Annotated in this window: 13 protein-coding genes and 1 tRNA gene; 7 read left to right on the top strand and 7 right to left on the bottom strand. The window is 72.1% G+C overall.

From position 1 onward, the window contains the following. Positions 1-41: 41 nt before the first annotated feature. The 3 genes from guaA to AFL01nite_RS05175 all read right to left on the bottom strand — a co-directional run bounded on the left by guaA (position 42) and on the right by AFL01nite_RS05175 (position 4149). Positions 42-1628, bottom strand: coding sequence for a glutamine-hydrolyzing GMP synthase (gene guaA / locus AFL01nite_RS05185; protein ID WP_146826124.1), 1587 nt, complete (start codon positions 1626-1628; stop codon positions 42-44). 125 nt (positions 1629-1753) lie between these two features. After that, a complete protein-coding gene (locus AFL01nite_RS05180; RefSeq protein ID WP_146826122.1) occupies positions 1754-2785 on the bottom strand; it encodes a hemolysin family protein in 1032 nt (343 codons plus the stop codon). Beyond that, positions 2782-4149, bottom strand: a complete 1368-nt coding sequence (locus AFL01nite_RS05175) for a hemolysin family protein (protein WP_146826120.1) — start codon at positions 4147-4149, stop codon at positions 2782-2784. Before AFL01nite_RS05175 ends, AFL01nite_RS05180 begins: the two co-directional genes overlap by 4 nt. 74 nt (positions 4150-4223) lie before the next feature. On the opposite strand from AFL01nite_RS05175, the gene AFL01nite_RS05170 reads away from it, so the two are divergent. The 3 genes from AFL01nite_RS05170 to mscL all read left to right on the top strand — a co-directional run bounded on the left by AFL01nite_RS05170 (position 4224) and on the right by mscL (position 5610). Beyond that, a complete protein-coding gene (locus tag AFL01nite_RS05170; RefSeq protein WP_146826119.1) occupies positions 4224-4487 on the top strand; it encodes an FmdB family zinc ribbon protein in 264 nt (87 codons plus the stop codon). Positions 4488-4553: 66 nt separating this feature from the next. Beyond that, positions 4554-5138, top strand: a complete 585-nt coding sequence (locus tag AFL01nite_RS05165; RefSeq protein WP_146826117.1) for an SAF domain-containing protein — start codon at positions 4554-4556, stop codon at positions 5136-5138. Between the two features lie 46 nt (positions 5139-5184). Further along, complete coding sequence (gene mscL / locus AFL01nite_RS05160; RefSeq protein WP_146826115.1) at positions 5185-5610, top strand: large conductance mechanosensitive channel protein MscL; 426 nt, start codon at positions 5185-5187, stop codon at positions 5608-5610. A 4-nt stretch (positions 5611-5614) separates the two neighbouring features. Here the strand turns inward: mscL and AFL01nite_RS05155 are convergent, their stop codons facing one another. Together AFL01nite_RS05155 and AFL01nite_RS05150 are read right to left on the bottom strand one after the other, a co-directional pair. Continuing rightward, positions 5615-5803, bottom strand: a complete 189-nt coding sequence (locus AFL01nite_RS05155) for a hypothetical protein (protein WP_146826113.1) — start codon at positions 5801-5803, stop codon at positions 5615-5617. Further along, positions 5793-6686 (bottom strand): NAD-dependent epimerase/dehydratase family protein, encoded by an 894-nt coding sequence (locus AFL01nite_RS05150; RefSeq protein WP_146826111.1) that lies wholly within the window; start codon positions 6684-6686, stop codon positions 5793-5795. Before AFL01nite_RS05150 ends, AFL01nite_RS05155 begins: the two co-directional genes overlap by 11 nt. Before the next feature lie 124 nt (positions 6687-6810). On the opposite strand from AFL01nite_RS05150, the gene AFL01nite_RS05145 reads away from it, so the two are divergent. The 4 genes from AFL01nite_RS05145 (at position 6811) to AFL01nite_RS05130 (ending at position 10447) form a co-directional block, all read left to right on the top strand. Then, positions 6811-6886 (top strand) — tRNA-Arg (locus AFL01nite_RS05145). Between the two features lie 97 nt (positions 6887-6983). After that, a complete protein-coding gene (locus AFL01nite_RS05140; RefSeq protein ID WP_146826109.1) occupies positions 6984-7679 on the top strand; it encodes a hypothetical protein in 696 nt (231 codons plus the stop codon). 69 nt (positions 7680-7748) lie between these two features. Next, entirely contained in the window at positions 7749-9794 is a 2046-nt protein-coding gene (locus AFL01nite_RS05135) for a sensor histidine kinase (RefSeq protein WP_146826107.1), read from the top strand. Next, positions 9791-10447: a response regulator transcription factor gene (locus AFL01nite_RS05130; RefSeq protein ID WP_186813820.1), complete on the top strand. Its 657-nt coding sequence runs from the start codon at positions 9791-9793 to the stop codon at positions 10445-10447. The genes AFL01nite_RS05135 and AFL01nite_RS05130 overlap by 4 nt, the downstream gene beginning before the upstream one ends. Positions 10448-10713: 266 nt before the next feature. On the opposite strand, the gene AFL01nite_RS05125 is transcribed toward AFL01nite_RS05130, so the two are convergent. Together AFL01nite_RS05125 and AFL01nite_RS05120 are read right to left on the bottom strand one after the other, a co-directional pair. After that, entirely contained in the window at positions 10714-12357 is a 1644-nt protein-coding gene (locus AFL01nite_RS05125; RefSeq protein ID WP_146826105.1) for a cation:proton antiporter, read from the bottom strand. A gap of 5 nt (positions 12358-12362) precedes the next feature. Further along, a complete protein-coding gene (locus AFL01nite_RS05120) occupies positions 12363-13412 on the bottom strand; it encodes an LLM class flavin-dependent oxidoreductase (RefSeq protein ID WP_146826103.1) in 1050 nt (349 codons plus the stop codon). Positions 13413-13432 lie beyond the last annotated feature (20 nt).

Below are 13432 nucleotides of genomic sequence, written 5' to 3'. Positions count from 1 at the left end.
ACGGCCGCCGTCACGGACCTCGTCCGGGGAACCCGGACCGGTCACTCCCACTCGATGGTTCCCGGGGGCTTGCTGGTGACGTCGAGGACGACGCGGTTGACCTCGTCGACCTCGTTGGTGATGCGCGTCGAGATCCTCTCGAGCAGCTCGTACGGCAGGCGGCTCCAGTCGGCCGTCATGGCGTCCTCGCTGGAGACGGGGCGCAGCACGATCGGGTGGCCGTAGGTGCGGCCGTCGCCCTGCACGCCGACCGAACGGACGTCGGCCAGCAGCACCACGGGGAACTGCCAGATCTCGGTGTCGAGACCGGCGGCGGTGGTCTCCTCGCGGACGATCGCGTCGGCACGTCGCAGGATCGCGAGGCGCTCCTCGCTGACGGCGCCGACGATGCGGATCGCCAGGCCGGGGCCGGGGAACGGGTGGCGCGAGACGATCGCCTCCGGGATGCCGAGCTCGCGGCCGACCTGGCGCACCTCGTCCTTGAACAGGGTGCGCAGCGGCTCGATCAACGAGAACTCGAGGTCCTCGGGCAGGCCGCCGACGTTGTGGTGGCTCTTGATGTTGGCCGCGCCCTCGCCGCCGCCGGACTCGACCACGTCGGGGTAGAGCGTGCCCTGCACCAGGAACCGCACCGGGGCGCCGGGGGTGGCGAGCACCTCGCGCTCGGCGGCCTCGAACGTGCGGATGAACTCGCGGCCGATGATCTTGCGCTTCTGCTCGGGGTCGGTGACGCCGTCGAGGAAGCCCAGGAACTGGTCCTTGGCGTCGACGACCTTGAGGTCGACGCCCGTGGCGGCGACGTAGTCCTGGCGCACCTGCTCGGCCTCGCCCTCGCGCAGCAGCCCGTGGTCGACGAAGACGGCGGTCAGCTGGTCGCCGATCGCCTTCTGCACCAGCGCGGTCGAGACGGCCGAGTCGACGCCGCCGGACAGGGCGGAGATGACGCGGGCGTCGCCGACCTGCTCGCGGATCAGCTCGACCTGCTCCTCGACGATGTTGGCGCTGGTCCAGGTGGGCTCGCAGCCGGCGATGCCGAACAGGAAGTGCTCGAGGATCTTCTGGCCGAACTCCGAGTGCATGACCTCGGGGTGCCACTGCACGCCCGCGAGGCTGCGCTCGACGTTCTCGAACGCGGCGACGGTGGCGCGGTCGCTCTTGGCGCTCAGGGTGAAGCCCTCGGGGGCCTTGACGACCTCGTCGCCGTGGGACATCCAGCTGACGAGCGTCTCGGGCAGGCCGGCGAGGAGCGTGCCCGGCTCGAGGACGGAGACGCGCGTGCGGCCGTACTCGCGCTGGCCCGTGCGCGAGACCTCGCCGCCGAGCGCCTGCGCCATCGCCATGAATCCGTAGCAGATGCCGAAGACGGCGGTGCCGGAGTCGACGAGCCCGACGGGCAGCTGCGGCGCACCGGTCTCGTACACCGACGACGGACCGCCGGACAGGATGACGGCCTTCGGGTTCTTCGCCAGGATCTCCTCGGAGGTCGCCGTGTGCGGCATGATCTCGGAGTAGACCTTGGCCTCGCGCACGCGGCGCGCGATCAGCTGGGCGTACTGGGCACCGAAGTCGACGACGATGACGGTGTCGTGATGGGCTTCGGCAACGGACTCAGGGGTTTCGGCGGCCACCCCCCAATCCTAGGGCCGCCCCCGGACCCCGCCGCGAGCGGTGCGGGAAGCGCTGAGCGTGACGTTTGCGGGGTCGCTCACGGCGTGTCGACCCCGCAAACGTCACTGCCAGCGTTTCGGGCGGCTCAGACCTGCTCGCGGATCTCGCCGACGAGCTCCTCGAGGACGTCCTCGAGCATGACGACGCCGATGACCGTGCCGGACTCGTCGGCGACCCGGGCCATGTGCGAGCCCTTCGACTGCATGGTGCGCAGGGCGTCGTAGAGGCCGCTGGACACGCGCACGGTCGAGAGGGGGCGCAGCCACTTGTCGGCGATCGGGCGCCGGCGCGTGGCGTCGTCGGTCTCGAGGACGTCCTTGATGTGCAGGTAGCCCGTGAGCTCGCCGTCGGCGCCCGACACCGGGAAGCGCGAGTAGCCGGTGCGCGCACAGGCCTCCTCGACGTCGACCGGGGTGGCGCCGGGGGCGATCGTGACCAGGCCGTCGCGCGCCAGCAGCACCTGCTCGACCGTGCCCTCGTGGAAGTCGAGGGCGCCGGTGACCAGGCCGTACTCGTCGTCGTCGAGCAGGCCCTCGCGGCGCGACTCCTCGACGAGGCCCGCGACCTCGTCGTGGGTGAACGTGGAGCCGACCTCGTCCTTCGGCTCGATGCCCATCAGGCGCACCGCCGCGTTCGCGACCGCGTTGAGCGACACCACGAGCGGCTTGAGCACCGCGATGACCGCCAGCATGAACGGGCCCAGGATCAGCGCGGCGCGGTCGGGCGCGGCCAGGGCGAGGTTCTTCGGCACCATCTCGCCGTAGACGACGTGAAGGAAAACCACGAGCGTCAGGGCGATCGCGAACGAGATCGGGTGGATGAACGCGTGCGGCACACCGAAGTACTCGAAGACCGGCTCCAGCAGGTGGGCGATCGCCGGCTCGCTGATGGCACCGAGGCCGAGCGAGCACATCGTGATGCCCAGCTGCGCCGCGGCCATGGCGAGGGTGACGTTCTCCATCGCCTTGAGCGCGAGCTTGGCACTGCGCTTGCCCGCCTGGGCCTCGGGCTCCAGCTGGGTGCGGCGTGCCGAGATCAGCGCGAACTCCGCGGCCACGAACAGGGCGTTGAGGACCAACAGCACCAACGTCAGCGCAAGCGCCGGCCACCCGCTCATCGGCCCTCCTCCTGCTCGTCGTCGGCGTCCACGATCGTCAGCGCGATCCGGTCGATCCGGCGGCCCTCGAGCCGCTCGACCGTCAGGCGCACGGTGAGCGGCACGGCGTCGTCCTCGTCGTTCTCGGGGGTGGAGTCGACCAGCAGGTCGACGACGTCGCCACGCACGGCCAGGCGGCCGAGCCGCTCCAGCACCAGGCCGGCGATCGTCTCGTAGTCCTCGCCCTCGGGCAGGGAGACGCCCGTCTGCTCGAAGACCTCGTCGGGGCGCAGCAGACCGGACAGCGACCACGTGCCGTCGCGGCGGTGGCGGCTGCGGTCGGACACGCGGTCGTGCTCGTCGGCGATGTCGCCGACGATCTCCTCGACCAGGTCCTCCAGCGTGACGATGCCGTCGGTGCCGCCGTACTCGTCAACGACGATCGCCATCTGGTTGTTCTGCTCACGCAGTTGGACCAGCAGTGGATCGAGCTCGAGGGTGTCGGGCACGGTCGCGGCGGCCTCGGCGATGTCGGCCAGCCGGACGGTGCGCCGCCGGTCGGGCTCGACCGCGACGGCCTGCTTCACGTGCACGACGCCCACGACGTCGTCGGGCGAGCGACCGATCACCGGGAACTTCGAGTGGCCGGTCTGCCGGGCCGCCTCGATGAGGTCCATGGCCGTGTCGCGCTCCTCGAGGAAGTGGACGCGCACGCGCGGGGTGCGGACGTCGGCGGCCGTGCGGTCGCCGAAGGCGATGCTGCGGGCGACGAGGTCGGCCGTCTCGTCGTCGATGGCGCCCTGCATCGCCGAGCGCAGGACCAGGGAGCGCAGCTCGAGCGGCGATCGGGCTGAGCGCAGCTCCTCCTGCGGCTCGACGCCGAGCCACAGCAGGGTGCGGTTGGCCATGTTGTTGAGGCCGCGGATGGGCCACGCCATCGACTTGGTGAACGCGCGCTGCAACCACTGCGTGTAGCCGGCCGTCTTCGTGGGCAGCGACAGCGCGAGGTTCTTGGGGATGAGCTCGCCCACGAGCATCGTCACGATCGTGCTGAGGATCAGCGCCACGGCGTACGAGGCGGCGCTGAGGCCGCCGCCGCTCAGGCCAAGCGACGTCAGGGGGTCGTACAACAGCCGCCCGATCGCCGGCTCGGCGAGGAAGCCGATCGCCAGGTTGGTGATGGTGATGCCGAGCTGGGCGCCGCTGAGCTGCGTGGAGAGGCTTCGGAGCGCCTTCAACGTGCCTTGCGCGCGGCGGTCGCCGGCGGCGGCCTCACGCTCGATGGTGGCCCGGTCGACGGTGACGAACGAGAACTCGGCGGCGACGAACACGCCACACGCGAGCATCAGGAGGAACGAGGTGAACAGCAGGAGCCATTCGGTCACAGTGGGCGGGTCCTCAGGTAGGGAGCGTGGACGTCCAAATATAGCGGTGGGACGCGAACGGTATCCTTGTCGTCGTGCCCACCTACCAATACCGATGCGCCGACTGTGGCGAGCAGCTCGAGGTCAAGCAGAGCTTCTCGGACGCCGCGCTGACGACGTGCCCCACCTGCCAGGGTGACCTGCGCAAGGTGTTCGGGGCCGCCGGCGTGGTGTTCAAGGGCTCGGGCTTCTACCGCAACGACAGCCGTTCGACCCCCGGCTCCTCCTCGTCGTCCGGTTCCTCGTCCTCCTCGAGCTCGTCGTCGACGGGCGGCTCGAGCGGCTCCGGCGCCGCCTGAGCGCTGCCGATCGGCGGCCTGTGGACGAACCCGGCCCGCGCCGGTGAACCTGCCTAGCCTCACGGCATGGAATCGGTCGTCCGCTTCGTCCTGACCCATCGCCGCGTCCTGGCCGCGACCCTGGCCGGGCTGGCCGTGTGGTCGGCCGTCACTGCTGTCACCCACGCTCCCGACACGCGTGCCGTCGTGGTGGCCGCGCGCGACCTCGGCGGCGGCCGGATCGTGTCCCCCGCCGACCTCGACGTCCGCCGCCTCCCGGAGTCCGCCGTCCCGGCAGGGGCCGTCGAGGCCGCGGACGCCACGGGGCGTGCGCTGTCCGGTGCCATGCGTGAGGGCGAGATCTTCACCGACCGCCGCGTCGTCGACCCTCGCGACCTCGGTCGCGGCCGCGTGCTGGCGACCGTCGAGGTCCCCGCGGCCACCGGCGAGCTGCTGCGCGCCGGCGACACGGTCGACCTGCTGGCGATCGGGGACGACGGCACCGCCGATCGACTCGCGGAGGCGGTCGAGCTCGTCACCGTCCGGACGGACGCCGATCGCGAGACCGCCGTCCTCGGCGTGGCAGCCGCGCCGGACGTCGCCACGCGCGTGGCCCGCGCGTCGGTCACGTCGCGGATGGCGGCGGTCGTGGTGGCTCGCCAGGAGCGCTGATCGGCCCTAGGGTCGAGAGGTCACGTCCCACCATCGAAGGAGCGACATGCTTCAGGGCTTCAAGGACTTCCTCTTCCGAGGCAACATCGTCGACCTCGCCGTGGCTGTGGTCATCGGCACCGCGTTCACCGCGCTGGTCACCGCCTTCACGAAGGCATTCATCGAGCCGATCCTCAACGCGCTCGGCGGTGCCGAGACCGGGGGTCTCGGCTTCTACCTCCGCGACGGCAACCAGGCGACGTACATCGACTTCGCCCAGGTCATCAACGCGATCATCACGTTCCTGATCACGGCCGCCGTCGTGTACTTCGTCTTCGTCCTGCCGTCGAAGAAGCTGATGGAGCGCCTGGCCCGCGGCCAGGAGGAGGAGCCGGAGGGTCCCAGCGAGGACATCCTGCTGCTGCGCGAGATCCGCGACGCCCTCGGCGGCGGCACCGGGCAGCGCTCGCCGGGGCTCGACCCCACGCTCTGACCGCTCAGCCCTTGCCGTGGTGAGGGGGCACGTCGCGCCGCAGTTCGTCGTCGCGCGACGTGCCCCCTGACTCGTCCCCCCAGCCCTCGGAGCGCTCGTCGCGCGTCGTCGTGGGCATCAGGTCGCCCAGCAGCCGCGCCGCTCGCTCGCGGCGGGCGCGCTTGGCGGCCTCGTCGGGCTCGTCAGCCGGCACGGAACCACTCCGGGGTCAGGACGGGACGGATCGGCTTCCACCCGGTCTGGTCCATGAACCGCTGCGAGGTCACGCGCTGCGAGCGGGCCAGCAGCTCGAGCTTGTCGGCGGTGACGCTGAACAGCCACCGGCGGAAGAAGCGTCCCTGGCCGTGGCCGGCGGCGCGCGCGATCGCGTCGACGTAGTCGCGGCGCGTGAGCGGCTCGGCCCCCACGTTGTACGCGCCGCTGGACGCTCCCAGGGCGGCGACGGCCGACGTGCCGATGTCCAGCGGGTGCACGACGTGCATCCAGGAGTCGGGCTCGCCGAGGCCGATCGGGAGGCGCTTGCGGGCGCGGCGCACGAGGAACTGCGAGTTGGGGTCGTCGCCGCAGATCAGCCCGTAGCGCAGGCGCACCGTCGTGCCACCGGACTTCTCGACGCGCTGGGCGTGGTGCTCGGCGACGGTGAGCGGCTCGGTGACCATCGTGACGTCGATCGGGGTCGACTCGTCGATCCACTCGTCGCCGCGCGCGACGTAGATGTGGCTGAGGCTCTGCTGCACCATCAGCCCGACGCCGGACTCGATGGCGGCATCGGCGACCACGCCGGCGCCGACGGTGCGGATGCGGTTGATCCGCGTGAGCGACCCCGGCACCATCGCGGCCGCGCCGACCGGCACGTGCGTGGCGAAGTTGATGACGGCGTCGCAACCGCGCATCGCCTTGAGCAGGGAGGTGCGGTCGAGCACGTCGCCGTGGATCGCGGTGGCCCCGGCCGACTGGACGAGCCGGGCGGCCGACGGCGATCGCACGAGCCCGACGACCTGGTGGCCTGCGTTCTGCAGGGCCGGGATCGTCGCTCGTCCCATGACGCCGTTGGCGCCGGTCAGCAGGATCCGCACCCACCGAGTCTATGTCCGACATCCGGATCGTGAGACGGCCCCGGGTGACGCGTGCGCCACAGCCGTCCCGGTTCGACCCGGTGGGCGCCTGCGGCGCAGGCCTCGTGGAAAGATGGTCCGGTGCGCCCCCGTAGCTCAGGGGATAGAGCAACGGTTTCCTAAACCGCAGGTCGGAGGTTCGAATCCTCTCGGGGGCACCACGGGTCGCCTGTCCCGCGCATCGTGCCGCGTTGTCCCTGTCGCGTGGGACGCCCGGCCTTCCACGGTGGAGTCATTCACCCCCTGGAAGGAATGCAGATGAGCACCCACATCACCACCACGCAGCGTGTCCGCGACGACCTCCCGCAGAGCGCCGCCGGCACGCCGGGACGCGGCTGGGCCCTGGCCGGAGTCGTCGCCGGTGTCGGCGGCTTCGCGACGACGATCCTGAGCATGAGCGCCGGTGCGGCGTACGTCGACGGCGAGCCGCAGGACGCCGACCGCATCGCCGCCTCGCTCGGCGACCACGTCCCCGAGCTGATCTCGTTCCACGTCGTCGCCACGCTCACCGTCCTGGCCCTCGTGCCCTTCGGCCTGGGCCTGCACCGCCGACTGCGGGCCGGGCTCGGCCACGACAGCCTCGTCCCGGGCACGGCGGCCTTCGGCATCCTCGGCACGGCCCTCGTCGTACTGATGGGCACGGCGCTCAACACGGAGTTCATCTTCGGCGTCGCCGACGGCCTGGCCGTCCCCGAGGCGGCCACGGTGTTCAACCACTGGATCGCGACCGTGCCGTGGGTCTGGGGACTCACGGGCCTGACCGGCTGGGCCCTCTTCCGGGCCTGGCGCGCCGGCGCGGTCCGCGGCTGGATCGGCATCGCTGGCGCCGTCCTGGGCACCCTGTCGCTGCTGCTGAGCGTCGTGCCGTTGCAGTACATGGCGGGCTGGACCGGTTCGGTCATGGTCGCCCTCGCCGGCCTCGGATTCGCGTTCGGCGACCGCGGCGCCCGGTGACGTCACTCGTCGATCGCCACGGCGGCGGTTCACTCCCCCACGGAGGCGAACCGCCGCCATGATCTACCCATGACCTCCACGCGGCTCCCGGTCGGCGGGCTGGGCCTGCTCGGCCTCGGCACGGTGCTGCTCGCGGTGGCCGTGACGCTGGACCTGCACGTGGGCGGCGCCGCCCTTCCGGCGTGGACCGCCGACCCGGGCTGGTCGTACGCCGCCATGGGCCTCCCGCAGATCGCACTGGGGGTCGTCGTGCTGTGGCAGCGCCGACGCCATCCCATCGGCTGGGCGCTGGTGGGCTTGGGCATGCTGTGGGTCCTCGACGGCCTCGCGCAGTCGTACGTCCGGTTCGCCCTGGTCGAGCAGGAGAACGTGCCGGGACTGACCTGGGTGCTGTGGTTCCTGTTCCGCTTCACCGCGGTGCTGCCGATGGCCGCCGGTGGCGTGCTGCTGCTGTTCCCCGACGGCCTCCCCCGCGGGCGACTGCGGGTCGCCGGGTGGACGAGCCTCGCCCTGATGGCGGCGGGCCTGTTCCTGTTCATCGTGGCGCCGAGCGTCCATCCCGAGATCGACGCCGACCTGGCCGAACTCACCCCCGGCGCCGACCCCGACCCCACCTCGATCGCGGCCCTGCGCCCCGTCGCCGAGCACGTCGTGACCCTGTCCTGGGTGCTGGGGGTGAGCGGCTTCGTCGTCGCCCTGGCGACCGTGGTGGCGCGCCACCGCGCCTCGCGCGATCGCGAGCGGGAGCGGATGCGCTGGCTGGCGTGGGCCGTCCTCGTGATGGTGCTGCTGATCGCCACGAGCGCGTTGGTCGACACCCCCGCGCTCGACAACCTGTTCCTGGGAGCCGCACTCCTGGTCGGTCCGATCGCCATGGTCGTGGCGATCGTCCGCCCCGACATCGTCTCGGTCGAGACACTGCTGGTCCGCACCTTGGTCTACGGCGGCATCAGCGTCGCCATCGTCCTGGTCGACCTGCTGGCCCTGGCGATCATCTCGGCCACCCTCGGCGACGCGTTCGGACAGCGCCAGGTCGTGCTGCTCGTGCTGCTGCTCGCTGCGGTCCTCTACGGACCCCTGCGGCTGCGCATCGAGGCGTGGGTGCGCGAGCTGGTGCTCGGCGAGCGCCGCGATCCGTACTCCGTCGTCGCGAGCCTGGCGTCCACCCTCGAGAGCACCGATGACGACGGCGCCCAGCTGGCCGCTGTCGTCGAGGCGGTCTCGACGGCGTTCGGGCTGTCGTTCGTGCAGGTCGAGGTCGACCGGTCGGCCGGCGAGCGGCTCGTCGCCTCGCGCGGCGACCGTCCCGCCGACGTGCGGTCGTTCCCCATCGCCTACCGTTCGCGCACGATCGGCCGGCTCACCCTGCCCGCCCGCGGCGTGCGCAACCACCTCACCGATCGGGACGAGATCCTGCTGGCCGATGTCGTGCGCCAGGCTGCGGCCGCCATCCGGGCCAGCCAGCTCGGTGACGAACTGCAGCGCAGCCGCGAGGGGCTGGTGCTGGCGCGCGAGGAGGAGCGGCGCCGGATCCGGCGCGACCTGCACGACGGGCTCGGCCCCTCGCTGTCGGCCGTGGTGTTCCGGCTGGAGTCGGCCCGGCTCACCGTGCCGACCGACCCCGGGTCGGCGGACGAGCAGCTCACCGAGACCCGCGAGGTGGTGCAGGAGATCATCAAGGACGTCCGGCGCCTCGTCCACGACCTGCGCCCGCCGGCCCTGGACGACCGCGGCCTCGTCGGTGCGCTGACCCAGCTGGCGGAGCACGCCGATGCCGAGGTCGACGTGCGGGTGACGGCCCGGATCGACGGCGCCCTGCCCGCCGCCGTCGAGGTGGCGGCCTACCGCATCGCCTCCGAGGCCCTCAACAACACGCTGCGCCACGCCCACGCCCGCACCTGCGCGGTCACCCTGACCGGCGGTCACGGCACGCTCGTCGTGGAGGTCGAGGACGACGGCGTGGGCATCGCTCCCGACGCGCAGTCGGGCGTCGGGCTGGTGTCGCTGCGCGAGCGCGCCGCCGAACTCGGGGGCACGGTCGAGCTGCGCTGCCCCGAGGGCGGCGGGACGATCGTCACCGCACGGCTCCCCCTGCACGAGAGGATGACCCCGTGACCGACCCCGTGCGCGTCGTCGTCGTGGACGACCACCAGATCCTGCGGGACGGGCTCGTCGCCCTGCTCGGCGCCCTCGGCGGCATCGAGGTGACCGGCACGGCCGGCGACGGGCGCGAGGCGATCCACGTGGTGCAGGATGATCCGCCCGACGTCGTGGTGATGGACATCCAGATGCCCACCCTGGACGGCATCGAGGCCACGCGGCACATCACCGGGCGCCACCGGGACGTGCGGGTCCTCATGCTGACCATGAACGAGGACGACGACACGATTCTCAGCGCCCTGCGCGCGGGAGCCTCCGGCTACCTGCTGAAGGGCGCCGACGCCACCGAGGTCCATCGGGCGATCGTCGCCACGGCCGCGGGCGGGATGGTCTTCGGAGCGTCCGTGGCGGCTCGCGTCGCCGGCCTGTTCGCGGGCCGGGCCCGCCACCGCCCCGACCACCCGTTCCCGGAGCTGTCGGAGCGCGAGCGCGCCGTGCTGGACCTGCTGGCCGCCGGTCGCAGCAACGACGCCATCGCGGCCGAGCTCTTCGTCTCGAACAAGACCGTGCGCAACGCCGTCTCGACGATCTACGCCAAGCTGCACGCCGCCGACCGCGCCGAGGCGATCATCCGCGCCCGCGAGGCCGGGCTCGGCCGCGAGTCCTGAGCCGCGGAAGGGGATGAATGCCGCGCCGGAGCGCCCATGGGGAACGGGACCTCCGGCGCGGCACCTGCGCACCGCCTCGGGGGAAGAGCGGTGCGCCAAGGGTGCAGACACCCCCCGTGATGTTCGACCGCGCCTCGGGAGAGGAGGACGGCCTCTGCATCACGTCTGGCACAACCGTCACACGCGCCTCACAGAAAACACAAGTTCCTCCTGAGTAACCTGCCCCACTCACCGCACCCCACGTGACCGGCCTCACGTCGATCCGGTCAGTCGTCGAGGCGCCGGATCTCGATCGCCAGCTGGTCGGCGTCGAGCTTGGCCAGCATGCGGCGCAGCGAGGTGCTGCTGAACGTTCCCTCGGCCCGCTCGTGGAGCAGGACCTGACGCTGCTTCGCGATGATCTGCAGCCGCAGGTCGCTGATGGCGCCGCGGTCGTTCATGTCGTCCTGCGCCTTCTCGACGACCCGGTCGCGCAGGCGCGCCAGCTCGGGCGAGAGGTCGGCCTCCCGCAACACGTCCCGGGCCGCGTCGAGCATGCGCGCGTCCAGTCGGTTCCACTCCTCGCCCCCGTCCTCGTCGCGACCGGCGAGCCCGAGGAACCGCACCACGGCTCCCAGGGTGCCGCCCTGCACGACCAGCGAGGTCAGCGCCACGAAGAACGCCACGAGGACGAGCAACGAGCGGTTCTCGGTCTCGGTCGGCAGCGTCTGCGCTGCCGCGAGGGTGACGACGCCCCGCATGCCCGCCCAGACCAGGACCGCGCCCTGGCGCCGCCCGAAGCGGGAGGCGTCGTAGAAGTCGATGTCGGCCGACACCCGGCGCAGGCGCCGGCGGATCTGCGGCGCGCGGGGGTGCCGGCTCTTCTCGACCTTCGCCTGCCAGTCGTCGACCGCCTCACGGACCTGCGGCGAGCGCCGCTCGCGGCGACGCTCCATGAGGATGATCGCGGCGGTGTACACGGCGCGGATCGTCAGCGCGACCGCGAGGGCCGCCACCGCCAGGGCCGCGGCCTGCAGCACTCCCCCGCCCGGTGCCCGCTCGACGTCCTCGACCAGCGCCCGGAGCTCCAGCCCCATCACGAGGAAGACCACGCCCTCGAGCAGGACCTCGATGGTGCGCCAGTTCTGGTGGTCCGACAGCCGCTGCTTGGGCCCGAGGTGCCGGGCCTGCCCGTGTCCGGTCACGAGGCCCGCGGTCACGGCCGCCACGAGTCCGGAGGCCTCCAGGTGCTCGGCGGGCAGGAAGGCCAGGAACGGCACCGCGAAGGAGATCGCGGTCGTCACCGCCTCGTCCTCGATCCGGGCGCGGATGCGCAGCACGACCGTCCCGACCACCCAGCCGATGCCCACGGCGCCGACGACGGCCCAGGCGAACTGGCCCAGGACCCCGGCCACGCTGACGCTGGCGCCCGCCGCGGCCACGGCCGTGCGCAGCAGCACCAGCGCGGTCGCGTCGTTCAGCAGGCTCTCGCCCTCCAGCACCGTCACGACGCGCGACGGGACGCCCATCCGTCGCGCGATCGACGTGGCGACGGCGTCGGTCGGGCTGACGATCGCACCGAGGGCGACCGCCATCGGGTAGTCAATCCCGTCGATCAGCACCACGAAGACGCCGCCCAGCACCAGCGAGCTGACCACCACGAGGAGCACCGACAGGCCGCTGATCGTGCGGAAGTCGCGGCGGAAGTCCATCGTCGGCATGTTGACGGCGGCGGAGTAGAGCAACGGCGGCAGCAGCCCCGCGAGGATCAGCTCGGGGTCGAGGACGAACTCGGGCGTGACCGGCAACAGGCTCACGACGAGCCCGACGGCCAGCAACAGCAACGGGGCCGCGGTGCCGATCCGGGGCGCGACGGCCGACGCCGTGACGATCGCGACCACGACCAGGACAGCGAGCTGGATGACCTCCATGACGATCAGCCCAGCATGTCGCGCACGAGCGGGGCGACCCGCGAGCCGTAGAGCTCGACGGAGCGCATCAGCTGGTCGTGCGGCATCGCGCCGTTCGCGTACTTCAGGTCGAAGCGGCTCACGCCCAGCAGCTGCAGGTTCGTGGCGATCTTCCGGGCGACCGTCTCGGGCGAGCCGACGTACAGCGCGCCCTCGGGGCTCGCATCACGCTCGAACTGCAGGCGCGTGGTGGGCGGCCAGCCCCGCTCGCGACCGATGCGGTCGCGCTGGGCCTGGAAGTGCGGGAACAGCTCGTCGCGCGCCTGCTCGTCGGTGTCGGCCACGTGCCCGGGCGAGTGCATCCCGACGGGCAGCGGCTCGACGCCCTCGGCAGCCAGCAGGTCGCGGTAGTACCGCGCCAACGGCACGAACTGGGCCGGCGGGCCGCCGATGATCGCCAGCATGAGCGGCAGCCGGTGGTGCGCGGCCCGCACGACCGACTGCGGGGTCCCGCCGACGCCGATCCAGACCTTCAGCCGGCCGGACTCGGTGGGCGGGTACACCCGCTGGTCGCGCAGCGGCGGGCGGATCGTCCCGCTCCACGTCACCGGCTGCTCGGTCAGCAGCTGGGTGAACAGGTCGAGCTTCTCGGCGAAGAGGCGCTCGTAGTCGGCCAGGTCGAAGCCGAACAGCGGGAAGGACTCGGTGAACGAGCCGCGCCCCAGGATGACCTCGGCGCGGCCGTTCGACAGCGCGTCCACCGTGGAGAACCGCTCGAACACGCGGATGGGGTCGTCCGAGCTCAGCACCGTGACGGCTGACCCCAGCCGGATGTGCTCGGTCCGCGACGCGATCGCGGCCAGCACGACGTCGGGGGCGGTGATCGCGAAGTCGTCGCGGTGGTGCTCGCCCAGGCCGATGAAGCTCAGGCCCACCTGGTCGGCCAGCACGGCCTGCTCGACGACGCGGCGCAGCACGACGGCGTGATGATCGGGCGACCCGTCGGGGCCCGCGGTGACGTCGCCGAAGGTGTCGAGGCCCAGCTCGACGGAGGCCGGATCGATGGTGGTGCTCATCGCCCCACCGTAGTGCGGGG

This window comes from Aeromicrobium flavum (assembly GCF_007992115.1).
In the GTDB taxonomy this organism is placed as follows: Bacteria; Actinomycetota; Actinomycetes; order Propionibacteriales; family Nocardioidaceae; genus Aeromicrobium; species Aeromicrobium flavum.
The sequence above is the reverse complement of the archived record's forward strand: the minus strand, read 5'-3'. Positions and strand labels throughout refer to the sequence as shown.